The 25,513-nt window shown below is 67.3% G+C and carries 22 protein-coding genes; 20 read left to right on the forward strand and 2 right to left on the reverse strand.

Translation table 11 applies throughout. The features are described 5' to 3' along the window. Positions 1-4: 4 nt before the first annotated feature. From J3367_RS07540 to J3367_RS07560, 5 genes are all read left to right on the forward strand, one after another. Positions 5-1,090, forward strand: a complete 1,086-nt coding sequence (locus J3367_RS07540; RefSeq protein ID WP_024349486.1) for a class I SAM-dependent methyltransferase — start codon at positions 5-7, stop codon at positions 1,088-1,090. Beyond that, a complete protein-coding gene (locus J3367_RS07545; protein WP_024349487.1) occupies positions 1,083-1,958 on the forward strand; it encodes a TrmH family RNA methyltransferase in 876 nt (291 codons plus the stop codon). The genes J3367_RS07540 and J3367_RS07545 overlap by 8 nt, the downstream gene beginning before the upstream one ends. After that, positions 1,955-2,461, forward strand: a complete 507-nt coding sequence (lspA, locus tag J3367_RS07550) for a signal peptidase II (protein WP_024349488.1) — start codon at positions 1,955-1,957, stop codon at positions 2,459-2,461. Before J3367_RS07545 ends, lspA begins: the two co-directional genes overlap by 4 nt. 69 nt (positions 2,462-2,530) lie before the next feature. Continuing rightward, positions 2,531-3,523 carry an MDR family oxidoreductase gene (locus tag J3367_RS07555; RefSeq protein ID WP_024349489.1) on the forward strand — a complete coding sequence of 331 codons (993 nt, stop codon included), beginning with the start codon at positions 2,531-2,533 and terminating at the stop codon, positions 3,521-3,523. 219 nt (positions 3,524-3,742) lie between these two features. Beyond that, positions 3,743-4,669 (forward strand): GNAT family N-acetyltransferase, encoded by a 927-nt coding sequence (locus tag J3367_RS07560; protein ID WP_024349490.1) that lies wholly within the window; start codon positions 3,743-3,745, stop codon positions 4,667-4,669. Positions 4,670-4,720: 51 nt separating this feature from the next. Here J3367_RS07560 and J3367_RS07565 read toward each other — a convergent pair whose 3' ends face one another. Next, on the reverse strand, positions 4,721-5,002 hold the full coding sequence (locus J3367_RS07565; protein WP_024349491.1) for a hypothetical protein: 282 nt from the start codon (positions 5,000-5,002) through the stop codon (positions 4,721-4,723). 283 nt (positions 5,003-5,285) lie between these two features. After that, a complete protein-coding gene (locus J3367_RS07570; protein ID WP_024349492.1) occupies positions 5,286-7,565 on the reverse strand; it encodes an NADP-dependent malic enzyme in 2,280 nt (759 codons plus the stop codon). 166 nt (positions 7,566-7,731) lie between these two features. Between J3367_RS07570 and mutS the strand changes: the two genes are divergently transcribed. From mutS to J3367_RS07645, 15 genes are all read left to right on the forward strand, one after another. Continuing rightward, positions 7,732-10,431: a DNA mismatch repair protein MutS gene (gene mutS, locus J3367_RS07575; protein ID WP_051141519.1), complete on the forward strand. Its 2,700-nt coding sequence runs from the start codon at positions 7,732-7,734 to the stop codon at positions 10,429-10,431. A 292-nt stretch (positions 10,432-10,723) separates the two neighbouring features. Continuing rightward, complete coding sequence (locus tag J3367_RS07580) at positions 10,724-11,143, forward strand: hypothetical protein (protein ID WP_024349494.1); 420 nt, start codon at positions 10,724-10,726, stop codon at positions 11,141-11,143. Positions 11,144-11,424: 281 nt separating this feature from the next. Further along, the gene (locus tag J3367_RS07585) at positions 11,425-11,721 is read left to right on the forward strand and encodes a hypothetical protein (RefSeq protein WP_024349495.1); all 297 of its coding nucleotides are present in this window, start codon (positions 11,425-11,427) and stop codon (positions 11,719-11,721) included. A 188-nt stretch (positions 11,722-11,909) separates the two neighbouring features. Further along, positions 11,910-14,768, forward strand: coding sequence for a [protein-PII] uridylyltransferase (locus tag J3367_RS07590; RefSeq protein WP_244495362.1), 2,859 nt, complete (start codon positions 11,910-11,912; stop codon positions 14,766-14,768). Further along, positions 14,765-16,390, forward strand: a complete 1,626-nt coding sequence (murJ, locus tag J3367_RS07595; RefSeq protein ID WP_024349497.1) for a murein biosynthesis integral membrane protein MurJ — start codon at positions 14,765-14,767, stop codon at positions 16,388-16,390. Before J3367_RS07590 ends, murJ begins: the two co-directional genes overlap by 4 nt. Positions 16,391-16,479: 89 nt before the next feature. After that, a complete protein-coding gene (gene trpS, locus J3367_RS07600) occupies positions 16,480-17,547 on the forward strand; it encodes a tryptophan--tRNA ligase (RefSeq protein WP_024349498.1) in 1,068 nt (355 codons plus the stop codon). An 84-nt stretch (positions 17,548-17,631) separates the two neighbouring features. Next, a complete protein-coding gene (locus J3367_RS07605; RefSeq protein ID WP_024349499.1) occupies positions 17,632-18,123 on the forward strand; it encodes a universal stress protein in 492 nt (163 codons plus the stop codon). A 138-nt stretch (positions 18,124-18,261) separates the two neighbouring features. Then, positions 18,262-18,837: a NifU family protein gene (locus J3367_RS07610; protein ID WP_024349500.1), complete on the forward strand. Its 576-nt coding sequence runs from the start codon at positions 18,262-18,264 to the stop codon at positions 18,835-18,837. 30 nt (positions 18,838-18,867) lie between these two features. After that, positions 18,868-19,578, forward strand: coding sequence for a tRNA (adenosine(37)-N6)-threonylcarbamoyltransferase complex dimerization subunit type 1 TsaB (gene tsaB / locus J3367_RS07615; protein WP_029702794.1), 711 nt, complete (start codon positions 18,868-18,870; stop codon positions 19,576-19,578). Positions 19,579-19,671: 93 nt separating this feature from the next. Further along, entirely contained in the window at positions 19,672-20,196 is a 525-nt protein-coding gene (locus J3367_RS07620) for a GNAT family N-acetyltransferase (protein ID WP_024349502.1), read from the forward strand. Positions 20,197-20,253: 57 nt separating this feature from the next. After that, the gene (locus J3367_RS07625; protein ID WP_024349503.1) at positions 20,254-21,126 is read left to right on the forward strand and encodes a lysophospholipid acyltransferase family protein; all 873 of its coding nucleotides are present in this window, start codon (positions 20,254-20,256) and stop codon (positions 21,124-21,126) included. 57 nt (positions 21,127-21,183) lie between these two features. After that, a complete protein-coding gene (miaB, locus tag J3367_RS07630; protein ID WP_024349504.1) occupies positions 21,184-22,635 on the forward strand; it encodes a tRNA (N6-isopentenyl adenosine(37)-C2)-methylthiotransferase MiaB in 1,452 nt (483 codons plus the stop codon). A 44-nt stretch (positions 22,636-22,679) separates the two neighbouring features. Continuing rightward, positions 22,680-23,678, forward strand: coding sequence for a PhoH family protein (locus J3367_RS07635; RefSeq protein ID WP_024349505.1), 999 nt, complete (start codon positions 22,680-22,682; stop codon positions 23,676-23,678). Continuing rightward, complete coding sequence (ybeY, locus tag J3367_RS07640; RefSeq protein WP_024349506.1) at positions 23,678-24,289, forward strand: rRNA maturation RNase YbeY; 612 nt, start codon at positions 23,678-23,680, stop codon at positions 24,287-24,289. The genes J3367_RS07635 and ybeY overlap by 1 nt, the downstream gene beginning before the upstream one ends. Beyond that, positions 24,261-25,325, forward strand: a complete 1,065-nt coding sequence (locus tag J3367_RS07645; protein ID WP_024349507.1) for a hemolysin family protein — start codon at positions 24,261-24,263, stop codon at positions 25,323-25,325. Before ybeY ends, J3367_RS07645 begins: the two co-directional genes overlap by 29 nt. Positions 25,326-25,513 lie beyond the last annotated feature (188 nt).

Below are 25,513 nucleotides of genomic sequence, written 5' to 3' on the forward strand. Positions count from 1 at the left end.
GCGGATGGGCCGCAAGGCCGCGGCAAAATCGGGCTCCGCGCAGGTCAAGGACACCGGCGCCGGACGGCAGCGCACGCGCGCGCCATCGCCCGACGGCCAGACGGCCGAGACTAAGGCCCCGCGCGTCGAGCCGCCTGCGGTGGCCCGGCTGGACCTGCCGGCGCCGACCGGCGAACGGCCGCCGGAATCCGGCCCGCTGATCCTGACGGTGGCGGCGACGCCGGACTATGCGCTGCTGGATTCGGGGCGCGGCGAGAAGCTCGAGCGCTACGGGCCGCTGCTGGTGCGCCGTCCGGAGAACCAGGCGATCTGGGAGCCGCGCGACCCGGCCCGGTGGCAGGATGCCGACGCCGAGTTCACCGGCGACACGGACGAGGAAGGCACCGGCCGCTGGCGTTTCCCCAAGGAGCCGCTCGGCGAGACATGGCCGCTGACCTATGACGGGCTGTCCTATCAGGGCCGCTTCACCTCGTTCCGCCATGTCGGCGTGTTTCCCGAGCAGGCGGCCCATTGGTCCTTCGCCGAGGACGCGATCCGCAAGGCCAACCGTGCGCGCCAGACGCCGGTCCGGCTGCTCAACATGTTCGGCTATACCGGCGTCGCCTCGCTGGTGGCGGCCCGGGCCGGGGCCGATGTGACCCATGTCGACGCCTCCAAGAAGGCGATCGGCTGGGCGCGCGAGAACCAGGAGATGGCCGGGCTCGGCGACAAGCCGGTCCGCTGGATCTGCGAGGACGCCGTCCGCTATGCCGAGCGCGAGATCAAGCGCGGCAGCCAGTACGACGCGATCCTGCTCGATCCGCCGAAATTCGGCCGCGGTCCCAAGGGCGAGGTCTGGCAGCTCTTCGAGGATCTGCCGTATCTTCTGTCGCTGACCCGGGCGCTTCTGTCCGACAAGCCGCTCTTCGTGATCCTGACCGCCTATTCCATCCGCGCCTCGTTCTATTCCCTGTCGGCGCTGATGGGAGAGACCATGCGCGGTCTCGGCGGCGACCTCGCATCCGGCGAACTCGTCATTCGCGAGGACGGCGCCGAGCCGCGGGTCCTGTCCACATCCCTGTTTTCCCGCTGGAGTGCCCCCGATGTCTGACCGCTCGCGCCCGCCCGAGACCGGTGACGGCCGGCACTTTGCCCCGACCCGCGCCCCCGGCCGGGTCAAGGAGGTGTCCAGCGTCTCCAACCCCATCGTCAAGGACATCCGAGCGCTGGCCCAGAAGCGCCATCGCGACGAGACCGGCCTGTTCCTCGCCGAAGGGCTGAAGCTCGTCGGCGACGCGCTCGACGCGGGCTGGGAGATCCAGACGCTGGTCATCGCCCGTGCCGCCGCCGGGCACGAATTCCTGGAGAAGACCGCCGCGCGGACCGTATCGCTGGGCGGCGACGTCCTTGAAGCCAACGCCAAGGTGCTGGAGGCGATCACCCGCCGCGACAACCCGCAGAATGCCGTCGGCGTGTTCCGTCGCCGGCTGACGCCGCTGGCCAAGCTCGACGTGTCGGGCCGCAATGTCATCGTCGCGCTCGACCGCGTCCGCGATCCGGGCAATCTCGGCACAGTCCTGCGGACCGCCGATGCCGCGGGGGCGTCGGGCGTCGTCCTGATCGGCGAGACGGTCGATCCGTTCTCGCTGGAAACCGTGCGGGCGACCATGGGCTCGATCTTCGCCGTGCCGCTGGCCAAGGCGAGCGAGGCCGAGTTCCTGGAATGGCGCAAGGGCTTTTCCGGCCTCGTCGCCGGCACCCACATGGAAGGCGCCGTCGACTACCGCAAACCCGAATACGGCGCCCAGCCGACGATCCTGCTGATGGGCAACGAGCAGGCCGGCCTGACGCCGTCGCTCGCGCGCAGCTGCGACGTGCTGGTGCGCATTCCCCAGTCCGGCCGCGCCGACAGCCTCAACCTGGCGGTCGCGACGGGTGTGATGCTGTTCGAGGCACGGCGTGGAGCGCTGACGCTGTGAGCCGCAATCTCGTTCTGTTCAACATCCTGATCGTCGTGCTGGCCGTCATGGCGGACCAGATGATCAAGGCGCTGGTGGTCGCCAATATGGCCCTCGGCGAGGCGATCGAGTTGCTGCCGTTCCTGGCGATCTACCACGCCCGCAACGATGGCATCGCCTTCTCGATGTTCTCCGGGGTGGGCGATGTCGGGCTCGCCGCTCTGGCCGGCGTGGTTCTGGTCGTGGTGATGATCCTCTGGATCAAAACCCCGGCGGACCGGCGGCTGACCCATTTCGGCCTCGCCATCATCGTCGGCGGCGCGATCGGCAATCTCATCGACCGCGTCCTGCTCGGCTATGTGGTCGACTACGTCTATTTCCACACGCCGGTCTGGGCCTTCGCCATCTTCAACCTGGCGGATGCCTGCATCACCGTCGGCGCGATGGTGATCCTCTTTGACGAGTTCGTGCTGCAGCCGCGCCGCGATCGGGCGAAGGCTGGGACGGATGGCGCCGCCGATTGACAACCCCGACGTGCGCCCTTTGTCAGATAAGGCAGGGCGGGCGATCACAGGGAACGGAAAGAGCGCAGGATGAGCGAGACATTCCGGGCGATCCGCGTATCGCGGGACGAGGCAAAGAAGCAGTCGGTCGATATCGTCGAGATGTCGATGGACGAGTTGATGGACGGCGACGTGGACGTCGCGGTCGAGGCCACGACGGTCAATTACAAGGACGGGCTGGCAATCACCGGCCGGGGCCCGGTGGTTCGCCGCTGGCCCCTGATCCCCGGAATCGACCTCGCCGGGAGCGTGCTGCGCTCCACCCATGCCGACTGGAAGGAGGGCGACAAGGTCGTCCTCAACGGCTGGGGTGTCGGCGAAACCCATCACGGCGCCTTTGCCGGGCGCGCACGGCTAAACGGCGACTGGCTGGTGCCGCTGCCCGAGAACTTCTCGGCCAAGGACGCCATGGCCATCGGCACCGCCGGCTACACCGCCATGCTGTCGGTGATGGCGCTGGAAGATGCGGGCCTGCGCCCCGAGGCCGGGCCGGTGGTCGTCACCGGTGCCTCCGGAGGAGTGGGCTCGGTCGCGGTTGCGCTGCTGTCAAAGCTCGGCTGGACCGTCATCGCCTCGACCGGTCGCCCCGAGGAAGCCGGCTGGCTGCGCGATCTGGGCGCGAGCGAGATCATCGACCGCGCCGAACTGTCTGAGCCGGGCAAGCCGCTTGCCAAGGAGCGCTGGGCTGGCGGCGTCGATGCGGTCGGCAGCCACACCCTCGCCAACGTCCTGGCGGCGACCCGTTACGGCGGCGTCGTCACCTGTTGCGGCCTTGCCCAGGGAATGGATCTGCCGGCATCGGTCGCGCCGTTCATCCTGCGCGGGGTTTCGCTGCTCGGCATCGATTCCGTCATGGCGCCGAAACCACGGCGGATGCAGGCCTGGAAGCGGCTGGCCGAAGATCTCGATCCGGCCAAACTGCGAGCGATCGCGACCGACATCGACTTTGATGGTATCGTGGACGCCGCCGGGAAGATCATCGACGGCCAGATCCGCGGGCGTGTCGTCGTCGACATGAGTTGATAAGAGCCCGCGGCGACGCCATTTTCGCGGATCGCCGCGCCGTTGGTGGTCCGACGGCAGAGGCAACGGGTGACCGGAACCCGTGCGATTTGTCCCGGGAGGGTACCTTCGGGCGTCTCTCCAAGGCGCGAGAGAGGTGACGGGCGAGGGCGCCGGTCATCAAAACGTCGCCGAAGCTTTGTACCGCGTGAATGGCATGGGGATCGAGGGAGAGTTGCGATGACCGTGGACGGGACCCGACATGTATCCGCCGTGACCCCGCGTCCTGCGGCGTTCGATTTCGGCAATGTGGCCCTGCGGTTCGTACCCGCCAAGATGCGCCGGGTGCCGATCAGCTTCGACCCAGCGACCCCGATCCTCGGCCGCATCGGCGAGCTTGAGGTGCGGCTCGCGCGCAGCTCGGCCGAGGTCAAGGCAGCCCAGCAGCTGCGCTATCGCGTCTTCTACGAGGAGATGAGCGCCCAGCCGTCGAAATTCCAGAAGATGACGCGGCGCGACAGCGACGGTTTCGATCGCTATTGCGACCATCTCCTGGTGATCGATCACAAGCGCGGCGGCTCGACGACCAATCGGATCGTCGGCACCTACCGCCTGATGCGGGCGGAGATGGCGGAACTCGCCGGTGGTTTCTACACGGCGCAGGAATTCGACATCGCGCCGATGATCGCCCGCCATTCCGGCAAGCGCTTTCTCGAACTCGGACGCTCCTGCGTCCTCAAGGACTATCGCGGCAAGCGCACGGTCGAACTGCTCTGGCAGGGGATCTGGAGCTATGTCCTCGCCCACGACATCGACGTGTTGTTCGGCTGCGCCTCGCTGGCCGGCACCGACACCGAGGCGCTGGCGCTGCCGCTGGCCTTCCTGAAGCAGAACGCCCCGGCCCCGGCCGAATGGGCCGTGCGCGCCCATGCCCATCGCGGCACGTTCTTCCCGGACATGGGCGAGATCGCCGACATGCGATCGGCGCTGGCGCAGATGCCGCCGCTCCTGAAGGGCTATCTCCGCCTCGGGGGCTATATCGGGGAAGGGGCGGTGGTCGACCACCAGTTCGGCACCACCGACGTGCTCGTCGTGTTGCCGCGCGAACGGATCAATCCGCGCTATATCGGCCATTACGGCGCCGATGCGGGCCGCTTCGCCGCCTGAGCGGCGACCCGGGCCCTGGTGTCTTCCCGCCGCGTTTCGACGGGGGCGCTGCTACTCGCCGATGCGCACGATGCTGCGCGTCTTCAGGTCGACGATGACCGGCTGGCCGGCATAGTAGAAATAGGCAAAGCTCGTATTGCCGTTGGCCTGCTGCAGGTTGACGCTTGCCGGCACGGAATCGCCAAGCGCCGGGGGGCGCTGCATCTGGGCGTTGTCCGACGGATGCGACAGCGCGTATTGTAGCACATTGACCTTTTCGTCACTGCCCTGCGCGGCGGCGCCCAGCGTCATCGCCAGGAGAGCTGCGACTGCGATCTGCATGGTGTTCGGCATGACTCGACTTCCTCAGGCGATGGCCTGCCGGGTACGATCGGCAGGTGAACGGCATTGTCACGGAGCGGCAGCGCCCGCAGGCGCCGTTCCGTTCCCCGTCAGCCGACGGTGACATCTTCGGCCGAGTAATCTCCGCCTGCAAGATGCCCGAACTAGCATGCCTTCGATGAACGCAGGCTGACAATCCGCAAATGGCCCGAACCGGTCGGCTGTACAACGCGCCAAGGGGTGAACGCATTGGTGCCGGGGCCGCATCCGGTCCGCCCCCGGCCCGTGGCGGCGATCAGCCGATCGCGTCATAGGCGGCGATGGCCGCCATGTTGACGATGTCGGAGTCGCGGGCGCCGAGCGAGACGATCTGCACCGGCCGCTCGAGCCCGACCAGCAGCGGTCCGATCACCTTGGAGCCGCCGAGCTCCTGCAGCATCTTCGTGGCGATCGAGGCCGAGTGGAAGGCCGGCATGACCAGGACATTGGCCGGGCCGGACAGGCGGCAGAACGGGTACTGCTCCATAAGCTCGGCATTCAGCGCCACGTCGGCGTTCATTTCGCCGTCATACTCGAAATCGACATTCCGGCTGTCGAGGATGCGGACCGCGTCCTGCACCTTCTGCGCCCGGTCTCCCGGCGGATTGCCGAAGGTCGAATAGGCCAGCATCGCCACCCGCGGCTCGTAGCCCATCTTGCGGGCCATGGCCGCGGCCTCCACCGCGATGTCGGCGAGTTCCTCGGCATTCGGCATGTCATGCACCGCCGTGTCGGCGACCAGCACGGTGCGCCCGCGGCACAGGGCGATGGAGACGCCGATCATGCAATGGCCCGGCTCGACGTCGAGGACGCGGGTCACGTCCGCAAGCACCGTCTGGTAGTTGCGCGTCACGCCCGAGACCATCGCGTCGGCATCGCCGGTGGCGACCATGGCGCTGGCGAAATGGTTGCGGTCGTTGCGCATCATCCGCACGCAGTCGCGATGCAGATAGCCCTTGCGCTGCAGCCGGCTGTAGAGAAGGTCGGTATAGGCCTCCACCCGGTTGGACAGCCGCGCATTGATGATCTCCAGCCCCGGCCGCTCCAGGTCGATGCCGGCCTCGCGGGCGGTCTCGCGCATCTCGGCCTCGCGGCCGAGCAGGATGGCGGTGCCCAGATTCTGGTTCACATAGGCAAGGGCGGCCCGCATCACCTGCGGCTCCTCGCCCTCGGCGAAGACGACGCGCTTGGGGTCCCGGCGCACGCCGTCATAGATGCGCTGCAGGGTTGAGACGATCGGGTCGCGGCGCGAGCGCAGCTCCTTGTCATAGGCCTCGAAGTCGCCGATCGCGCGGCGGGCGACGCCGGTGTCCATGGCGGCCTTCGCCACGGCCTGGGGGATCGCCGAGATCAGCCGCGGATCGAACGGCACCGGGATGATGTAGCGCGGCCCGAATTGCGGGCGCTGGCCGCGATAGGCCGCCACCACGTCGTCGGGCACGTCCTCGCGGGCAAGCGCCGCCAGCGCTTCGGCCGCCGCGACCTTCATCTCCTCGTTGATAGTGGTGGCCCGCACGTCCAGCGCGCCGCGGAAGATGTAGGGAAAGCCGAGGACGTTGTTGACCTGGTTGGGATAGTCGGACCGGCCCGTCGCCATGATCGCGTCGGAGCGGATCTCGGCGACCTCCTCGGGGGTGATCTCCGGATCGGGGTTGGCCATGGCAAAGATCACCGGGTTCTTGGCCATCGAGGCGACCATCGCCGGCGTCAGCGCGCCCTTGGCCGACAGGCCGAACACCACATCGGCCCCGTCCATCGCCTCGGCGAGGGTGCGCAGGTCGGTGTCCACCGCATGGGCCGATTTCCACTGGTTCATGCCGCTTTCGCGACCGCGATGGATGACGCCCTTGGTGTCGCAGACGATGATGTTGCGGGCGGCAAAGCCCATCGCCTTCAAAAGGTCGACGCAGGCGATCGCGGCCGAGCCGGCGCCGTTGACCACCAGCCGGGTGGAGGTCAGGTCGCGACCGGTCAGGTGCAGCGCGTTGATCAGGCCGGCGGCGGCGATGATCGCGGTGCCGTGCTGGTCGTCATGGAACACCGGGATGTCCATGAGCTCGCGCAGCCGCTCCTCGATGACGAAGCAGTCGGGCGCCCGGATGTCTTCCAGATTGATGCCGCCGAAGGACGGCCCCAAAAGCCGCACGCAATTGATGAACTCCTCGACATTCTCCGTGTCCACCTCCAGGTCGATGGAATCGACGTCGGCGAAGCGCTTGAACAGCACGGCCTTGCCTTCCATCACCGGCTTGGAGGCCAGCGCGCCGAGATTGCCGAGGCCGAGAATCGCCGTGCCGTTGGAGATGACGGCGACCATGTTGCCGCGGGCCGTGTAGTCGAAGGCCGTTTCCGGGTCTTCGGCGATCTTGCGGACCGGAACCGCGACGCCGGGCGAATAGGCCAGCGACAGGTCGCGCTGGGTCGCCATCGGCTTGGTCGGGTTGATCTCGAGCTTGCCGGGACGGCCTTGCGAGTGGAAGTCCAGGGCTTCCTGATCGGTCACGGATGGCGGACGCTGGCCCGGTTTATCAAGCATGCTGGTGCCCCTCCCTTTGGGATTGTTGGTGTCTCCTCTTCCATCGCGATACCCGCAAAGCTATGCCAAGGGAAGCTTGGCGGCCGGCGCGGGACGTGTTCCCGCGCCCCAGACGGCCCCTCTGCCACCGACCGGACGACAAGGACGCAAGAGAACGATCGAAGCGATGACAGCGCAAACGGACGCCGCGGCGACCCCGCCTCCGACGCCGATGATGGCGCAGTACATCGAGATCAAGTCGGCCAATCCCGACTGTCTCCTGTTCTACCGGATGGGCGATTTCTACGAGCTGTTTTTCGACGACGCCGTCGAGGCATCGCGCGCCCTCGGCATCACGCTGACCAAGCGCGGCAAGCATCTGGGCGACGACATTCCGATGGCCGGCGTCCCGGTGGTCTCGGCCGACGACTATCTCCACAAGCTGATTGCCCTCGGCCACCGGGTCGCCGTCTGCGAACAGGTTGAGGACCCGGCCGAGGCGCGCAAGCGCGGCGCCAAGTCCGTCGTGCGGCGCGACGTGGTGCGGCTGGTCACCCCCGGCACGATCACCGAGGAGACGCTGCTCGAGCCCGGCCGGCCGAATTACCTGATGGCACTGGCGCGGCTCGGTGGCTCCGGACCGGGCGCGACCTTCGCTTTGGCCTGGACGGACCTGTCCACCGGCAGCTTTCGCCTGGCCGAGACCGACATGGCGCGGCTGTCCACGGACATCGCCGCCATCGAGCCGAGCGAACTGGTCGTCGCCGATCCCGTGTTCCACGACGAGGCCCTGCAGCCGCTGCTGCGCCGCTTCGGCCGCACGGCCCGGCCCGAGCCCCAGGCGCTATTCGATGGCGCCACGGCCGAAGAGCGACTGTGCAGGTTCTTCGGCGTGGCGACGCTGGAAGGTTTCGGCGGTTTCTCGCGGGTCGAGCTGGCCGCCGGCGCGGCGCTGATCGCCTATCTCGGCAAGACCCAGCTGGCGGCGCGCCCCGCCCTGCAGCGGCCCGAGCGCATCGCGCCCGGCTCGCTCATGCAGATCGATCCGGCGACCCGCGCCTCGCTGGAGCTCACCCGCACCATTTCGGGCAAGCGGCAGGGCAGTCTTCTCGCCACCATCGACCGGACGGTGACCGGGGCCGGCGGGCGGCTTCTTGCCGGACGCCTGGCCGGGCCGCTGACCGATCCGGCGGCGATCCGCGAGCGCCAGGCCTCGGTGGCGCATTTCATCGCCGACATGACCGCCCGCCAGCGCCTGCGCGCGACGTTGGGCGGACTGCCGGACACGGAACGGGCGCTGTCCCGGCTGTCGCTGGGCCGCGGCGGTCCGCGCGACCTTGCCGCGATCCGCGACGGGCTGGAGGCGGGACTGGCGATCGCCGCCAGCCTCGACAGCGATCTGCCGGCCGAACTTGCCCGCGCCACCGCCGCGCTGGCGGCGCTGCCGCGCCACTGCCTGGAGCCGCTGGCCGCGACGCTGGCCGACGATATGCCGCTTCTCAAGCGCGACGGTGGCTTCGTGCGCGAGGGCGCCATTGCCGAACTCGACGAGGCCCGCGCCCTGCGCGAGAATTCCCGCCGGGTGATCGCCGAACTGCAGGGGCGCTACGCCGCCGAGACCGGGGTCCGCAATCTGCGGATCAAGCACAACAACGTACTCGGCTATTTCGTCGAGGTCAGCGACGGACAGGCGAAGGCCCTCACCGAAGGCGAGGGCGTCGCCCGCTTTATCCACCGCCAGACCATGGCCTCCGCCATGCGCTTCACGACGACCGAGCTGTCGGAGCTCGAAAGCCGGATCGCGGGCGCGGCCTCCGAGGCGCTGCGCATCGAACTGGCGACCTTCGACCGTCTCGCCGACACCGTCGTCGGCTGCGCCGAGGCGATCCAGCGCGGCGCCGAGGCGCTGGCGGTGCTCGACGTCTCCGCGGCTCTCGCGGAGCTTGCGGTGGCCGAAGACTGGACCGCGCCGCTCGTCGACGACAGCCTGGCGTTTCACGTCGAATGCGGCCGGCATCCGGTGGTCGAGGCTGCGCTGAAGGCGGGAAGCGGCGACCCGTTCGTCGCCAATGACTGCGATCTGTCGCCGCCCGACGATGCCGACGCCGGCGCGATCTGGCTGCTGACCGGGCCGAACATGGGCGGCAAGTCGACCTTCCTGCGCCAGAACGCCCTCGTGGCCGTTCTCGCCCAGATCGGTTCCTACGTACCGGCGACCCGTGCCCATATCGGGATCGTCGACCGGCTGTTCAGCCGGGTGGGGGCTTCCGACGATCTCGCCGAAGGGCGCTCGACCTTCATGGTCGAGATGGTCGAGACGGCAGCGATCCTCAACCAGTCCGGCGAACGGGCTCTGGTCATCCTCGACGAGATCGGCCGTGGCACGGCGACCTATGACGGCCTGTCCATCGCATTTGCCGCCGTCGAGCACCTGCACGAGGTCAATCGCTGCCGGGCGCTCTTCGCCACCCATTTCCACGAGATGACGGCCCTGGCGGCCCGGCTTGGCCGGATGAAGAATGCCACCATGCGGGTGAAGGAGTGGGAAGGGGAGGTCATCTTCCTGCACGAGGTGAAGCCCGGCGTTGCCGACCGCTCCTACGGCATCCAGGTGGCCAAGCTCGCCGGACTGCCGACGCAGGCGGTGGAGCGGGCACGGCAGGTGCTGATCCAGCTCGAGCGCGGCGAGCAGGGCGAGAAGCGCAGTGCCTTCGTCGACGACCTGCCGCTGTTCTCGGCGGTCGTGCGCCGGAGCGAGCCGCCGGAGCGGCCGGCCGATACGGCCCTGCGTGACGCCCTGGCCGAGGTCGACCCGGACAGCCTGTCGCCCCGCGAGGCGTTGGAAGAGCTTTACCGGCTGAAGGGATTGGCGAAGCCGCAAGGCTGAGTTCGCCTGTTGCATGACAGATTGACGCATGGGGCCATGGCTCAGGCAGCCCCGTGCCTCCGGGTGCAGAGCTGCGGGAGACCCCGTGCGCCCCGACCCAGCGGGCGTTCGGCCCGCTGCACCCACCCGTCGCTCATGACAGCCTCATCTCATCTTCGTGATCCGGGTCCAGGCGGGTCTGTCGATTTATGTGGAACCAGCAGGGATGGGCGCCGTTGTTGTGCCGATCGTGAATTTACCGGCGCCATCGTCGGATGTGTTCACAATGATACTCATACGAAAGGCATTTCTTATGAAGACGACTGCTATCTTTACCGCCGCCCTTCTTGGTACCTCGGTGTTCAGCTTTGGTGCACTAGCGCAGGACGCCACGCCGAAGATCCCCGGTTCGGAAACCGTGATCGAGCAGAACAACGCTGCCGAGCGCAACGACGTCGCCGAGAGCGACGGCATGACCGGCATGGCGCCGGAAGCCAACGACACCCAGGCCACCATCGTGCCGGGTAGCGAGACGCAGTCCGAGACGGCCGAAGCGCAGGAGCGCAACGATGTCGCCGAGGACAACGGCATGACCACGTCGTCCACCACGCCGGAGAACGGCGATGATGTGCTGATCCCGGGTTCGGGCGCGACCTTCTCGCCCGAGGAAGGTGCCAAGACCCAGAAGGGTGAGGCGCTGCAGGACGGTTCGAACACCAACGTCATCAAGTAATCTGCTTCGTCCGCACTCTGGCGGGCAGCACATTGAAAGGGTCGTCCCGAAAGGGGCGGCCCTTTTCTGCGTTCCGCAGGCTCGTCAGGTCATTCGTTCACACCGGCGTGACAAAGATCGGGTTCCATTTCATTGGGCATGATTTTCGACCACGGACTGTTCACAATCCGGCACTTTTGTCGAGCCATGCAGTGCTTACATCGGGATCAATCGGCGCCACGGGATATTTCTTGTATCCGGCGACGCAGAGAATTGAAATCATCTAAGTGAACGGTAATACAATGAAGAATGTAATCGCTATTTCGGCAGCAGTCATCGGTCTTTCGATCGCCGCTCCGGCTGTCGCACAGTCGATCATCCCGGGTTCGGAATTCTACGAGACCCGCAACGAGGAAGCCCAGCGCCAGGTCACCGCTGACGGCGGCGTCGCCGCTGCCACCACGCAGACCGACGCGCGTGCCTATGGCTATGCCCAGGGCAACACGACCGCGGCAACCAACGACACGTCGGTTGTTCCGGGCAGCGACTTCTATCGCACCGAGGCAAACGAAGCCGAGCGTGGCGCCACCCAGCGCTAATCCGGTATTGCACGGGGCGGAGTTCATCTTCCGCCGATCAAGGGTCGTCCCGCGGGGCGGCCCTTTTTTTATGCGCCTGACCCCTCGCACGCTTCCTGCACGTGATGATCTGCCGGCTTTCTCGCTTCGCGCTGGCGAATGGGATATAGCCTGCCGCCGAACGCGAATTCGATCGATCAGGATTGCCGATGACGATGCTGGAGGCCTCCGCCGCCTTGTCGAGCCCCGCTTCCCTGCCCAAGGGGGAAAGCCTTGTCGGCATCCTCGACCTGGATGGCCTGCGCGCGAGGCTGGCCGCGATCGCCGAGAAAGACAGCGCTGGCGGGGCCTCGAACACGGCGCGCAGCGAGGTTCTGGCGCTGGTGCGGGACATGATTCGCGACGGCCGCGCCACCATCGAGGAAATGCTGTTCGAGGATGGCAGCGGCAGCCTGTGCGCGCGTCGTCTCGCCCGGCTGCAGGACGCGGTGATCCACGCGATCCACGATTACGCCCTGCGCTTCGTCTTCAATGCCGCCAACCTGTCGGCCGGCGAGCGCATGACGGTCCTGGCGGTCGGCGGCTATGGCCGCGGCACCCTGGCGCCGGGCTCCGACATCGATCTCCTGTTTCTCCTCCCCTACAAGCAGTCGGCGCTTGGCGAGCAGGTGGTGGAATATCTCCTGTATCTCCTGTGGGATCTGGGCTTCAAGGTCGGTCACGCGTCCCGCACCGTCGACGAATGCATCAAGCTGGCGCGCGCCGACTTCACCATCCGCACCGCGATTCTCGAACGCTGGCTCATCGCCGGTGACGAGGAGCTTCTGGCCGAGCTCGACACACGCTTCGAGGCCGAAGTGGTGGCCGGAACGAGTGAGGCCTTCATCGCCGCCAAGCTCGAGGAGCGGTCCGCGCGCCACGCCAAGACCGGCAACACGCGCTATCTGGTCGAGCCCAACATCAAGGAGGGCAAGGGCGGTCTGCGCGACCTCAACACCTTGTTCTGGATCGCCAAGTACCATTACCGGGTGAACACGACCGAGGCGCTGGTCGAAGCCGGCGTGTTCTCCCGGCGCGAAGCCAAGCTCTTTGCCAAGGCCGAGGACTTCCTCTGGGCCGTGCGCTGCCACATGCATTTCGCCACCGGCAAGGCCGAGGAGCGGCTGTCCTTCGACCTGCAGCCGGAGATCGCCAAGCGGCTCGGCTACAATGCCCATCCGGGCCTGAAGGACGTCGAGCGCTTCATGAAGCACTACTTCCTGATCGCCAAGGATGTCGGCGATCTGACGCGCATCTTCTGCGCGGCGCTGGAAGAGCAGCATGCCAAGGACGCCCCCGGCATCCGCGGCTTCGTGCGCACCCTGCGCGCCCGGGCCAAGAAGATCCCCGGCACGCTCGATTTCCACATCGACAACAACCGCATCAATATCAGCCGTGCCACCGTCTTCCGCGACGATCCGGTCAATCTGATCCGCATCTTCCGCCTCGCCGCGCTGCACGAGCTGGAATACCACCCCGATGCGCTGAAGCTGATCCGCCGGTCCCTGCGCCTGGTCGATGCCGAATTGCGGGACAATCCGGAGGCCAACAGCCTCTTCATCGACGTTCTGACCGATCGCAAGGACCCCGAGCTGCATCTGCGGCGGATGAACGAGGCCGGCGTCCTCGGTCGCTTCATCCCCGATTTCGGTCGGATCGTCGCGATGATGCAGTTCAACATGTACCACCACTACACGGTGGACGAGCACCTGCTGCGGTCGATCTCGACGCTGTCGCGCATCGAGCATGGCGAGCTGGTCGAGGAGGTGCCGCTGTCGAGCGGCTTCATGCCGCTCCAGAAGGACCGGGTGCCGCTCTACCTGGCGCTGCTCCTGCACGACATCGCCAAGGGCCGGCCGGTGGACCATTCCATCGCCGGCGCCGAGATTGCCCGCGAACTGTGCCCGCGCTTCGGCCTCGACGAGCGCGAGACCGATCTCGTCGCATGGCTGGTCGAGGACCATCTCGTCATGTCGATGACGGCGCAGCAGCGTGACCTCACCGACCGCAAGACCATTCTCGACTTCGCCGAACGCGTGCGCACGCTCGACCGCCTGAAGCTCCTGACGATCCTGACCGTCTGCGACATCCGCGCGGTCGGTCCCGGCGTCTGGAACGGCTGGAAGGGCCAGCTCATCCGGACCCTCTACATGGAGACCGAGCCGACCCTGACCGGCGGCTTCACCCAGACCTCGCGCAGCGAGCGCATCGGGCAGGCGCGCGAGCGTCTCGCCGAGCGGCTGGGCGCTTGGCCGGAAGCCGAGCGCACCGGCTATCTCGACCTGCATTATCCGAACTATTTCCTCACCGCGCCGCTGGACGACCAGCTTCGCCACGCGGAGTTCATCCGCGAATCGCGCGATGCCGGCGCCCTGGCGACGCAGACGCGCACCGACCGCTTCCGCGAAGTGACGGAGATCATGGTGTTGGCGCCCGACCATCCGCGGCTTCTGTCGCTGATTGCCGGAGCCTGCGCCGGCACCGGCGCCAACATCGCCGACGCCCAGATCTTCACCATGTCGGACGGCCGTGCGCTGGACGTGATGCTGCTCAACCGCGAGTTCGAATCCGACGAGGACGAGCTCCGCCGCGCCGAGCGCATCTGTGCCAATATCGGCAAGCTGCTGCAGGGCCGCGAGATGCCGGCCAGCCTCCTGGCCAATCGCCGGCCGCCACGCAGTACCGAACTCTTCGCCGTCAAGCCGCGTGTCAGCGTCGACAACACCCTGTCGAACCAGTTGACCGTCATCGAGGTGGAGGGGCTCGACCGGCCCGGCCTCCTGTCGGACGTCACCGGTGCGATCTCCGACCTCAATCTCGACATCCGCTCGGCCCACATCTCGACCTATGGCGAGAAGGTCGTCGACGTCTTCTACGTGACCGACCTGATCGGCACGAAGATCACCAGCGAGACCCGCATCGAGCGGATCGAGGTCCGGCTGAAGCGCGTCTTCGAGAGCCCGGAGGGCGAAATGTCCTCACCTGTCGTCATGTCCTCGCAGCGCGCATTCGGCATCCCCCATCGATGAGCCTCCTGTCCAAGTTCGCCACGGTCGGCGGGGCGACGCTGGTCTCCCGCATCTTCGGTTTCGGCCGCGAAATGATGATGGCCTCGGCGCTGGGCGTCGGACCGGTGGCCGACGCCTTCAACCTGGCGTTCCGCTTTCCGAACCTGTTCCGGCGGCTCTTTGCCGAGGGCGCGTTCAACGCCGCCTTCATTCCGCTGTTCTCGCGCTCGCTGGAAGAGGAGGGTGAAGAGGGCGCCCGGCGTTTCGCCAACGAGATCTTCTCGACGCTGTTCACCGCGCTCGTCGTCCTGACGGTGCTGGCGCTGGTGTTCATGCCGGTGCTGGTCAAGACGATCATCGCGCCGGGCCTTGCCGTATGCGTCGACGACCCGTCGGCGGGCGGTGACGTGATCTCCTGCGCGGCGCGCTACGACATCACAGTCACCTTCTCGCGCATCATGTTCCCCTATCTCGCCTGCATGTCCCTGATGGCGATGGTTTGCGGCATCCTCAACGCCTTCCGCCGCTTCTTCGCGGCGGCTGCCGCGCCGACGCTGCTCAACTTCATCCTCATCGGTGTCCTGTCCTGGTGCCTGTGGACCGAGGCCGACAAGCCGACCATCGGTTTCCTGATGAGTTGGGGCGTGATGATCGCCGGGCTGGCGCAGCTCGCCATGGTGGTCGTCGCCATGCGCATGGCCGGCTTCGGCGTCGCGCTCAGGCGTCCGCGCTGGACCAAGGGCCTGAAGCGGCTCCTGGTGCTGGCCGGGCCGGCCGCCCTGATCGGCGGCATCACCCAGATCAACCTCTTCGTCGGCCAGGCCATCGCCTCCTTCAAGCCGGGGGCGGTATCGATCCTGCAATATGCCGACCGGCCCTATCAGCTGCCGCTCGGCATGATCGGCGTGGCGATCGGCGTCGTGCTCCTGCCCGAACTCGCTCGCGCCCTGAAGGCGGGCCATCTGCGCGAGGCCCAGCACACCCAGAACCGCAGCCTGGAATTCGCCCTGTTCCTGACGCTGCCCGCCGCGGTCGCTCTGTTCATCATTCCCGAGCCGATCATCCGGGTGATCTACGAGCGCGGCGCCTTCGATCCGTCGGTGACGCCCGTCGTCGCCTCCGTCCTCGGCCTCTACGCCCTCGGGCTGCCGGCCTTCGTGATGATCAAGGTGTTCTCGCCCGGCTATTTCGCCCGCGAGGACACCAAGACGCCGATGAAGGCGACGCTCGCCTCCGCCGGGGCGAACATCGTCCTGTCGCTGATCCTGTTCTGGCTGATCGCCGAGCGGGGCATCGCGCTGGCGACGACGCTGGCCGGCTGGCTGAATGCCGGCCTGCTGTTTGCCGGCCTCTACCGCAAGGGCCAGTGGCAGATCGATCGGGAGCTGTTGAAGCGGACCGCGCTGGTGCTCGTCTGCTCGCTCCTGATGGGCGGCGTCCTGATCCTCGAGATGATCGAGCTCGGCGACTGGCTGCAGCCGTCGAGCGCGTTGACGACGCAGATCCTGGCGATCGGCATTCTCGTCGCCTCCGCCATGGCGATCTATTTCGCCTTGGCGCTGGCCACCGGGGCCGCTGATCGCAGGCTGTTCCTCGCCGTCCTGAAGCGCAAGCGACCGCCGCCGCCGCCCGCTGCATCCTGAGCCGGGGCAGGGCGCTTGATCGTGCCCGTGCCCTCGGCCATAACGCGCGGCAATTCCCGCCCGCGCTGCCAATTCCGGAGCCGCCGACCATGAGCGACATCACCCCCCGCGTCTTTTCCGGCGTGCAGCCCACGGGCAATCTGCATCTCGGCAATTATCTCGGCGCGATCCGCAAGTTCGTGGCCCTGCAGGAGAGCCACGACTGCATCTACTGCGTCGTCGACCTGCACTCGATCACGGCCCAGCTCGTCCATGACGACCTGCGGGAGCAGACCCGGTCGATCACCGCCGCGTTCCTGGCTGCCGGCATCGACCCGAAGCAGCACATCGTCTTCAACCAGAGCCGCGTTCCGGGCCACGCCGAGCTGGCCTGGGTGTTCAACTGCGTCGCGCGCATCGGCTGGATGAACCGCATGACGCAGTTCAAGGAAAAGGCCGGCAAGGACCGCGAGAACGCCTCGCTGGGCCTGCTCGCCTATCCGAGCCTCATGGCAGCCGACATCCTGCTCTACCGGGCGACCCACGTCCCCGTCGGCGACGACCAGAAGCAGCATCTGGAACTGACCCGCGACATCGCCGCCAAGTTCAATAACGACTTCTCCGACAAGATCGCCGCCGCCGGGCTCGGGCAGGCGATCCAGATGGGCGACGAGACGGTGAACGGCTATTTCCCGATCACCGAGCCGCTGATCGAGGGGCCGGCGACCCGGGTGATGAGCCTGAAGGACGGCTCTAAGAAGATGTCGAAATCCGATCCGTCGGACCTGTCGCGCATCAACCTGACCGACGACGCCGACGCGATCTCGCGCAAGATCCGCAAGGCGCGCACCGACCCGGACGCCCTGCCGTCCGAGGTCGGCGGGCTGACGGGCCGGCCGGAGGCCGACAATCTGATCGGCATCTACGCCGCGCTCGCCGAGCGGTCCAAGGCCGAGATCCTCGCCGAGTTCGGTGGCCGGCAGTTCTCCGAGTTCAAGCCGGCCATGGCCGAGCTGGCGGTGGAGAAGCTCGCCCCGGTCAGCGGCGAGATGCGGCGCCTGCTGGCGGCACCCGATCATATCGACGCGGTTCTGAAGGATGGCGGCGAGCGCGCCGGCGCCATTGCCGCGACGACGATGAACGACGTCAAGGACATCATCGGCCTGCTGCGGGACTGATTCTGCAACGGTTTATGGCGAAGCGGCGGTGACAGTGCGTCCCGTCACCTTGTCGCGGGGCACCGCCGCTGCCATCTTGCCGCCATGGTATCGAAACGCATCGGTCGGGACGCCGGCGGCAAACGCAAGTTCCTCGCGATTATCGACGACACGCCCGAGTGCATGCGCGCTGCGGCCTATGCGGCGCAGCGCGCCAAGGCAAGCGGCGGCGGCGCTGTGCTCTTGTATGTCATCGAGCCCGGCGACTTCCAGCACTGGCTCGGCGTCGAGAAGATCATGCGGGCCGAGGCCAACGAGGAAGCCGAGGCGCGGCTCGGCAAGGTCGCCGACGAATTGCGCGAGGCCGTCGGCATCGAGCCCGAGGGCGTCGTCCGCGAGGGCACTGTCATCGAGCAGATCCACGCCCTGATCGAGGCCGACCGCGAGATCGCGATCCTGGTGCTGGCGGCTGGCGAGGCCAATGAAGGTCCCGGCCCGCTGGTCTCCGCGGTGGCGGGCAAGGGCGCGGCCTTTCCGATCCCGGTCACCATCGTCCCGGCGACCCTCACCGACGAGGATATCCAGAGCCTCTGCTGACGCGCGACGACCGACCGTCACGGCAGGCCCTGTCGCCCCGGCGGCAGACCCCTTATGTTGCCCCGATCGTCGTTCTGAGATAAGTTTAGAACGATTCCAGATTATGCGCGACCCCGAGGTCGCAAGAGAGGATGCGAGATGTTCATCCAGACCGAAGTCACCCCGAACCCCGCCACGCTGAAGTTTCTGCCCGGCCGTGTCGTGCTGGAGAGTGGCACCGAAGAGTTCCTGTCCAAGGAAGACGCCGCCAACCGTTCGCCGCTGGCCGCAAGGCTGATGGACGTGCCGGGCGTGACCGGCGTCTTCTTCGGCTATGATTTCGTCACCGTCAGCAAGGACGGGCCGGACTGGCAGCACCTCAAGCCGGCGATCCTTGCCGGCCTGATGGAGCACTTCATGGGCAATGAGCCGGTGATGACGGCGCAGGGCTCCAACGCCGCGATGCCGGACGGCGAAGAGTTCTTCGAGGCCGGCGACGAGGGCACTGTCGCCACCATCAAGGAACTGCTCGAGACCCGCGTGCGCCCGGCCGTGGCCCAGGACGGTGGCGACATCACCTTCCGCGGCTACCGTGACGGCACCGTCTATCTGAACATGCGCGGCGCCTGCGCCGGTTGCCCGTCGTCCACGGCGACGCTGAAGCACGGCATCCAGAACCTGCTGCGCCATTTCGTGCCCGAGGTCGAGGCGGTGGAAGCGGTCGAGGCCGCCTGATGCCGCTGAGCGCCGGGCCTGTCTGAGCCGATGGTTGGACTGCTTCTGGCCGTCGACACCGCCTTTGCGCGGTGCTCGGTGGGGCTCTTCGACATGGATGCCGGCGTCATGCTGGCACGGGACGAGCCGGAGATCGGCAAGGGCCATGCCGAGCAGCTGTTCGGCATCATCGACGACGTCCTGAACGCAGCCGGTGCCGATTACGGTTCGCTGCGCAGGATCGCCGTCACGGTCGGGCCGGGCTCGTTCACCGGTCTCCGGGTCGGTGTGTCGGCGGTGCGCGGTCTGGCGCTGACGCTCGGGGTACCCGCCATCGGCGTCACGACGCTGGAGGTGCTCGCAGCCCCGCATCTTGCCACCGACCGGGCGGTTCTCAGCGTTCTCGACGCCAAGCGCGGGGAGGTCTATGCGGCCCTCTACGGTGCCGACGGCACCGCGCTGACGGAGCCAGTGGCCTTGGCGCCCGACGACCTCCTCGGCGTCGTGGCGCACGCGCCGAAAGGCGCGTCACTCGCAGTCGTTGGAACCGGTGCCCTGATCGCCCGCCAGGCGCTGGCCGGGCGCGATGTCGCCATCCTGTCCGAGATGGCCGCACCCGACATTGCGACGCTGTGTCGTCTGGCCGCCGGCCGCGCGACCGGCGAGGCTCCGCGCCCGCTCTATCTGCGGGGCGCCGACGCCAAACCGGCAGCCGCGACCGGACTATTTGCCATTCCCGGCGAAAGCGCTCCGCAAGCCTAGCGGAATAGGGTTAGGATCGAGGGTGGTCGGCTCTGGTCTTCCTGCAGGGCCGAGATACACCGATCGTCGGCACGCTGGAGCGAGTGAGGGCTCATGTACTGGTTTCTGCCCTGGGTCTGGACCGTCTCATTTCTCGAAGGCCTCTTCGGCGGCCAGGAAGTGGTCGCTGCGCCGCTGTCCGAGGGGGACATCGACGCCGCGGCCGAGATTCACAGCCAGGCCTTCGATCAGGCATGGACGGGCGACGAACTGGCCGCGATCCTCGCGCAGGATGGCACCTTCGGCGTAGTCGCCCGCCGGATCGGCTTGCCCGATGATCCGCCGCTGGGCTTCGTGCTGGCACGCAACACCGAAGGCGAAGCGGAGATCCTCACCATCGCTGTTGCCAAGCGCGCCCGCGGCGCCGGCGTCGGCCGTCTTCTGATGGACGAGATCCTGCAACTCCTCCACGCTGCCCGGGCCGAATCCCTCTTCCTCGAAGTCGACGAGGAGAACACGGCGGCGCGCAAGCTCTATGGGCGCCTGCGGTTCGAGGAAGTCGGACGACGGCCGGCCTATTACCGCCACCCGGAAGGTCACCGGACGAGCGCATTGACGCTGAAGCGGGCGCTCCGCTAGGCGCATGATCATGCGGAGCAAGCAGATGCAGGCGTGCCCGGCCCGGGTGGCGCGGCCATGATCGGAACGCTGCGCGTCGCGGCCGTCAGCGTCATTCTCGTCGCACTGACCCTGATCCTGTGGCCGGTTCAGGCTGTCGCCATCGCCCGTGGATGGTCCCTGGCAAGGACCTTGCCGGTGCTGTGGCACCGGATCGCCTGCCGGGTGGTGGGCTTGCGGGTGCGCATCGTCGGCCAGCCATGCTCCGACCATCCCTTGTTGATCGCCGCCAACCACCAGTCCTGGTCGGACATCATGGTGCTCGGCCGGGTCATGCCCCTGTCCTTCATCGCCAAGTCGGAGGTCGAGGGCTGGCCTGCCTTCGGGCTTCTGGCAAAGCTGCAGCGCACGGTCTTCGTCGAACGCGGCGCCCGCCACCGCACCGGCCATCAGGCCGGCGCGATCGCCCAGCGGTTGAGCGAAGGCGACGCCATGGTGCTGTTTGCGGAAGGCACGACCTCGGACGGCAACGAGGTGCTGCCGTTCAAGACGGCGCTGTTCGGCGCGGCCCAGGCGGCGCTCGTCTCGTCGCATACGGCGCAGGTCCGGGTTCAGCCGGTGGCAATCGCCTATACCCATGCCAACGGCGTGCCGCTGGGCCGGCGGTTCCGCCCGCTCGTGGCCTGGCCGGGGGACGTGGCGCTGGGGCCGCATCTGCTCGGCGTCCTGAAGGAAGGGGCCATCGACGTCGAGATCTCGTTCGGCGAGCCGATCGTCTTCGCCGCCGATTCCAACCGCAAGCATGTCGCGCGGGCCGCCGAGGACAGCGTTCGGGCGATGCTGGCGGCGAGCCTTTGCGGCCACAATCTGCCTGCAAAGCAGGCGGCTGTGGTATCGCGACGCGAGCCGACGCTTGCACCGCGTCACGATGCTGTCGATATAGAGGGATAGGTCACTCGTTTCCGGCGGCGCGCGCCGGCAGCACACGAGGGCCGATCAGAAGGGCGCATGACCGACACGACTGCAGCAACACGACCGGACGAGACCGGCATCAATACCCGCAAGGTCTTCATCAAGACCTATGGCTGCCAGATGAACGTCTACGATTCGCAGCGTATGGGCGATGCCTTGGCGCGCGATGGCTACGAGCCGACCGAAGTGATCGAGGACGCCGATCTCGTTCTGCTCAACACCTGTCATATCCGCGAGCGGGCCGCCGAGAAGATCTATTCCGAGCTGGGCCGCATCAAGCTGCTGAAGGCCGAAAAGGCCGAGCGGGGTGTCGAGATGCGCGTCGCCGTGGCCGGCTGCGTCGCCCAGGCAGAGGGCCAGGAGATCATCGACCGCGCGCCGGTCGTCGATCTCGTCATCGGACCGCAGACCTATCACCGGCTGCCCGAGGCGCTGGCCCGGGTCGCGCGCGGCGACAAGGTCGTGGAGACCGACTACGCCGTCGAGGACAAGTTCCGGCATCTGCCGAAGGTGACGGCGCCGCAGATCCGGACGCGCGGCGTGACCGCTTTCCTCACCGTGCAGGAAGGCTGCGACAAGTTCTGCACCTTCTGCGTGGTGCCCTATACGCGTGGCTCCGAAGTCTCGCGTCCGCTGGCCCAGATCATGGGCGAGGCCCGCGCGCTGGCGGCGGCCGGCGTGCGCGAGGTCACGCTGCTCGGCCAGAACGTCAATGCCTGGTCTGGGCAGGACGAGGCGGGCCGTGACATCGGCCTCGGTGGATTGTTGCGGGCGCTGGCGGAGATCCCCGGCTTCGCGCGTCTGCGCTACACCACCTCTCATCCCCGCGACATGGACGATGACCTGATCGCCGCTCATCGCGATCTGCCGGCGCTGATGCCCTATCTGCATCTCCCGGTGCAGTCGGGCTCCGACCGCATTCTCAAGGCGATGAACCGTCGCCATACGGGCGCCGACTATCTGCGGCTTCTCGACCGCATTCGTCAGGCACGCCCCGATATCGCCCTGTCCGGCGACTTCATCGTCGGCTTTCCCGGCGAGACGGACGCCGATTTCGAGGACACCATGAAACTGGTCTCCGAGGTGCGCTACGCCTCGGCCTTCAGCTTCAAGTACTCGGCCCGTCCAGGCACGCCTGGCGCGACGATGGATGATCACGTGGACGAAGCGGTGAAGTCGGAGCGTCTGCAGCGGCTGCAGGCCTTGCTTCGCGAGCATCAGGTCGATTTCGCCGAAAGCCTCGTCGGCCGTGACATCGACGTTCTGGTCGAAAAGCCGGGGCGCTATCCCCACCAGCGGGTCGGACGCTCGCCGTTCCTGCAGCCCGTTGTGTTGGACGCGGCCGCCGGCGAGATCGGCGATATCGTGACCGTGCGGATCGAATCGACCCTGCCGAATTCGCTGCTGGCGACCGGCGGTGCCGTTCCGGCCGCCGAGGCGCGGCATCGCAACGCAGTGCCTGCCGAACCGATAAGGAAGATCGCTTGAGGACGGAGCGTAGTACCGCAGCCCCTGCGTCGGGTGCATCCGACATGGCTCACATCGTCCTGACCTTCGAGGATAACCGCCTGGCCGGCTCGCTCTTCGGCCAGTTCGACGAGCACCTCGCACTGCTCGAGCAGAAGCTGAAGGTCGATGCGCGGGCGCGCGGCAACAAGGTCGAGATCCGCGGCGATTCGGCGAGCTGCGAGCAGGCTCGGCGGGCGCTGGACTATCTGTATGAGCGGCTGCAGGCCGGCACCGAGATCGGCATCAAGGATGTCGAGGGCGCCATCCGCATGGCGATCGCGGCGGACGACCAGCTCTATCTGCCGACGCTGGAGAAGAAGGGCCGCATGTCGCTCGCGCAGATTTCGACGCGGCGCCGGACCATCCATGCCCGCACGCCGACGCAGGACGCCTATATGCGGGCGCTGGAGCGCTCCGAGCTCGTCTTCGGCGTCGGGCCGGCCGGCACCGGCAAGACCTATCTCGCCGTTGCCCATGCCGCGATGCTGCTGGAGCGCGGGCAGGTCGAGCGGATCATCCTGTCGCGTCCGGCCGTCGAGGCCGGCGAGCGGCTCGGCTTCCTGCCCGGCGACATGAAGGAAAAGGTCGATCCCTATCTGCGGCCGCTCTACGACGCGCTCTACGACATGATCCCGGCCGAGAAGGTCGAACGGGCGCTGGCCGCGGGCGCCATCGAGATCGCGCCGCTGGCCTTCATGCGTGGCCGGACGCTGGCGAATGCGGCGGTGATCCTCGACGAGGCGCAGAACACCACCACCATGCAGATGAAGATGTTCCTGACCCGCCTGGGCGAGAATGCCCGGATGGTGGTGACCGGGGACCCGTCCCAAGTCGATCTGCCGCCCGGTCAGAAATCCGGTCTCGTCGAGGCGATGCGCATTCTGGAGACGGTGCCGCAGGCCGTGACGGTTCGCTTTGCCGCCAAGGACGTCGTCCGCCATCCGCTGGTCCAGGCGATCGTCGAGGCCTATGAGGAGGATGCGACGCGCGCCCGTGCGCCGGGCATCCCCGCGGCCCGGTAATGTCTGGATCGCAACCGCGTGCCGCCTTCGGCATGCCGACCTATGATGGCCTGACCGTCGCCCTGACCGTCGAGGATCCGCGCTGGGACGATGCCGGCCTTGGCGACATTCCGGCGATGGCGGTGGAGACCTTTTCGGTCGCGGCGGCGCGGCTGGGCCTGCCCGGCGATCTCGTCAGCGAGATATCCCTGACGCTGGCCGACGACGAGACGGTACGCGCCGTCAACGCCGAATGGCGGAACAAGGACAAGCCGACCAACATTCTGTCCTTCCCCATGGCCGATCTGGCGTCGGGCGAACGGCCGGGCCCGCTTCTGGGCGATCTCCTGGTCGCCTTCGAAACGGTCGCGCGCGAGGCGGATGAGGAGGCCAAGGCCTTTGCGGACCATTTCCGCCATCTTCTCGTGCACGGCTTCCTGCATCTGATGGGCCTCGATCACATGGTCGACACCGAGGCCGACGACATGGAGGCGGCGGAGATCGCCATTCTTGCCGAGTTTGGTATCGCCGATCCCTATGGCGACGAACCCGGTCCCTTGAACGAAGCCGAACAGGATGTTCCGGCGAACCAAGAGCGAGACGATGACCTTCGACACAGACGCGGCGGCTGACGGCAACCGCGGACCGGCCGGCGCCGAGAATGGCGACGACCACGCAGCCGGCGACGACCGAAGTCGGCGCGGCGCAAACCGCAGTGACGGCTTCTTTGGCGGCCTGATCCAGCGGGTGCGTCCGCGCATGCCCCGCCTGATGCGCGAGGACCTGACCCAGGCCCTCCTGCATCACGATCCCGGCGAGGGGGCCTTCTCGCCCGAGGAACGCGCGATGCTCAACAACATCCTGCGGCTGCGCGAACTGCGCGTCGAGGATGTGATGGTGCCACGCGCCGACATCCAGGCCGTCGACATCACCACCACCCTCGGCGAACTGATGAAGCAGTTCGAATCGAGCGGCCATTCGCGCATGCCGGTCTATGGCGAAAGCCTCGACGACCCGCGCGGCATGATCCACATCCGCGACGTCGTCGGCCACATCACCCGCGTCGCGCGACCGGCCAACGGGCAGGGCGCCAAGGAGCCGGCCGCGCGGACCCGGGCCGGCCTCGACCTGCGCCAGATCAACCTGGCGCGGAAGGTTTCCGACCTCGGTATCATCCGAAAGGTTCTCTTTGTGCCGCCCTCGATGCTCGCGACCGATCTGATGGCGCGCATGCAGGCCACCCGCACCCAGATGGCGCTGGTGATCGACGAATACGGCGGCACCGACGGACTGGTGTCGCTGGAGGACATCATCGAGATGGTCGTCGGCAACATCGAGGACGAGCACGACGACGACGCCCCGATGATCACCGAAAGCGGCGACGGCATCTATTACGCCGACGCCCGCGCCGACCTCGACGAGGTCCGCAAGCTGGTCGGCGAGGATTTCGACATCAGCGAATACGAGGACGAGGCCGACACGATCGGCGGTCTCCTGTTCTCCGAGCTGGGCCGTGTACCCGCGCGCGGCGAGGTGGTGCAGGCTGTTCCCGGCTTCGAGTTCCAGGTACTGGATGCCGACCCGCGCCGGGTTCGCCGTGTCCGGATTGTCCGCTTCCGCCAGGGCGAGAAGCGCCGCCGCTTCGTGGAAGGACTGGCCGACGCCTGAGGGGGCGTCGGTGACCGCTGGCCGTCTTCGGCAGCCGCAGTCGCGGGAATGTTCTGCATATCATCGGCGCCCGGCGTAGGATGCCGGCCCGACCGAATCCTGCAGGGGGCCCTGTGAGCGTTATTTCCCGCGGCGACGACCGCATCCGCGACGACAATATTCTCGACCGGATTGCTGGTTGGGTGTCG

The sequence above is a fragment of the Aurantimonas sp. NFXS3 genome (assembly GCF_049132005.1).
GTDB lineage: Bacteria > Pseudomonadota > Alphaproteobacteria > Rhizobiales > Rhizobiaceae > Aurantimonas > Aurantimonas coralicida.

What these genes read in the sequence shown, in the direction of transcription:
- J3367_RS07540 (WP_024349486.1), top strand. Translation starts at nt 5, where the DNA reads ATGGGCCGCAAGGCCGCGGCAAAATCGGGCTCCGCGCAGGTCAAGGAC.
- J3367_RS07545 (WP_024349487.1), top strand. Translation starts at nt 1,083, where the DNA reads ATGTCTGACCGCTCGCGCCCGCCCGAGACCGGTGACGGCCGGCACTTT.
- J3367_RS07555 (WP_024349489.1), top strand. Translation starts at nt 2,531, where the DNA reads ATGAGCGAGACATTCCGGGCGATCCGCGTATCGCGGGACGAGGCAAAG.
- J3367_RS07560 (WP_024349490.1), top strand. Translation starts at nt 3,743, where the DNA reads ATGACCGTGGACGGGACCCGACATGTATCCGCCGTGACCCCGCGTCCT.
- J3367_RS07565 (WP_024349491.1), bottom strand. Translation starts at nt 5,002, where the DNA reads ATGCCGAACACCATGCAGATCGCAGTCGCAGCTCTCCTGGCGATGACG.
- J3367_RS07570 (WP_024349492.1), bottom strand. Translation starts at nt 7,565, where the DNA reads ATGCTTGATAAACCGGGCCAGCGTCCGCCATCCGTGACCGATCAGGAA.
- mutS (WP_051141519.1), top strand. Translation starts at nt 7,732, where the DNA reads ATGACAGCGCAAACGGACGCCGCGGCGACCCCGCCTCCGACGCCGATG.
- J3367_RS07580 (WP_024349494.1), top strand. Translation starts at nt 10,724, where the DNA reads ATGAAGACGACTGCTATCTTTACCGCCGCCCTTCTTGGTACCTCGGTG.
- J3367_RS07585 (WP_024349495.1), top strand. Translation starts at nt 11,425, where the DNA reads ATGAAGAATGTAATCGCTATTTCGGCAGCAGTCATCGGTCTTTCGATC.
- J3367_RS07590 (WP_244495362.1), top strand. Translation starts at nt 11,910, where the DNA reads ATGACGATGCTGGAGGCCTCCGCCGCCTTGTCGAGCCCCGCTTCCCTG.
- murJ (WP_024349497.1), top strand. Translation starts at nt 14,765, where the DNA reads ATGAGCCTCCTGTCCAAGTTCGCCACGGTCGGCGGGGCGACGCTGGTC.
- trpS (WP_024349498.1), top strand. Translation starts at nt 16,480, where the DNA reads ATGAGCGACATCACCCCCCGCGTCTTTTCCGGCGTGCAGCCCACGGGC.
- J3367_RS07605 (WP_024349499.1), top strand. Translation starts at nt 17,632, where the DNA reads ATGGTATCGAAACGCATCGGTCGGGACGCCGGCGGCAAACGCAAGTTC.
- J3367_RS07610 (WP_024349500.1), top strand. Translation starts at nt 18,262, where the DNA reads ATGTTCATCCAGACCGAAGTCACCCCGAACCCCGCCACGCTGAAGTTT.
- tsaB (WP_029702794.1), top strand. Translation starts at nt 18,868, where the DNA reads ATGGTTGGACTGCTTCTGGCCGTCGACACCGCCTTTGCGCGGTGCTCG.
- J3367_RS07620 (WP_024349502.1), top strand. Translation starts at nt 19,672, where the DNA reads ATGTACTGGTTTCTGCCCTGGGTCTGGACCGTCTCATTTCTCGAAGGC.
- J3367_RS07625 (WP_024349503.1), top strand. Translation starts at nt 20,254, where the DNA reads ATGATCGGAACGCTGCGCGTCGCGGCCGTCAGCGTCATTCTCGTCGCA.
- miaB (WP_024349504.1), top strand. Translation starts at nt 21,184, where the DNA reads ATGACCGACACGACTGCAGCAACACGACCGGACGAGACCGGCATCAAT.
- J3367_RS07635 (WP_024349505.1), top strand. Translation starts at nt 22,680, where the DNA reads ATGGCTCACATCGTCCTGACCTTCGAGGATAACCGCCTGGCCGGCTCG.
- ybeY (WP_024349506.1), top strand. Translation starts at nt 23,678, where the DNA reads ATGTCTGGATCGCAACCGCGTGCCGCCTTCGGCATGCCGACCTATGAT.
- J3367_RS07645 (WP_024349507.1), top strand. Translation starts at nt 24,261, where the DNA reads ATGACCTTCGACACAGACGCGGCGGCTGACGGCAACCGCGGACCGGCC.